Below are 777 nucleotides of genomic sequence, written 5' to 3' on the forward strand. Positions count from 1 at the left end.
CATCAGCACCATTATCAGCGGTAATCACCTCATGATTGTTGCTTTCTAGAATGGTTGAAATTTTACGAATCTCTGTAGGCGAGTCGTCCACGATCAAAATGCGAGCCATAATTCCTCCTGGCAAAATACTACTCTTTGTAAACCGAAATAATTAGCTGACTTGGCTATTCGGCATATGGGTGCGAATAGTATTCAATAATTCATCTTTACTAAATGGTTTGGTTAAATATTGGTCTGACCCAACGATACGACCTTTCGCCTTATCAAAAAGACCATCCTTACTGGACAGCATTATGACGGGGGTAGACTTGAAGGCACTGTTATTTTTTATCAGCGCACAGGTTTGATAACCATCCAGCCTAGGCATCATGATATCAACAAATATTATATCGGGGTGGGAGTCTGCTATCTTAGCGAGCGCATCAAAACCATCTGTAGCGGTGATGACGGTACAGCCAACTTTTTTTAGCAGAGTCTCTGCGGTACGACGAATAGTCTTACTATCGTCGATAACCATAATTTTAAGGTTTTCGAAATTATCTTCCATTATCCAGCAGCCTAAGGCACTTGAAGAACAATTAGCGTCGGGTCTGACATGTCTTGTACGCGACGCACTACGATATTCCAAGCCTGAACTTGTCAAACCTGGTATTTACTTTTCACGGTCACGATACAAAATTCGGCGACCATTATTTCACTATAGACCAATATCTTAAAAGTGTTTGTTAATATCAAATCACGATTAATTTCATAAGCATTTATTATTTATAGTTTAAA

1 protein-coding gene and 1 pseudogene are annotated in these 777 nt (G+C 39.4%); both read right to left on the reverse strand.

Annotated elements, in window-relative coordinates; translation table 11 throughout:
• Positions 1–109, reverse strand: a pseudogene (locus A3763_RS18370) (response regulator); the annotation flags it as partial.
• A 42-nt stretch (positions 110–151) separates the two neighbouring features.
• The gene (pilG, locus tag A3763_RS18375; RefSeq protein ID WP_068508694.1) at positions 152–547 is read right to left on the reverse strand and encodes a twitching motility response regulator PilG; all 396 of its coding nucleotides are present in this window, start codon (positions 545–547) and stop codon (positions 152–154) included.
• Positions 548–777: the final 230 nt, after the last annotated feature.

The sequence above is a fragment of the Oleiphilus sp. HI0128 genome (assembly GCF_001635365.1).

Coding starts and splice junctions, on each gene's coding strand:
- pilG (WP_068508694.1), bottom strand. CDS start 547: ATGGAAGATAATTTCGAAAACCTTAAAATTATGGTTATCGACGATAGT.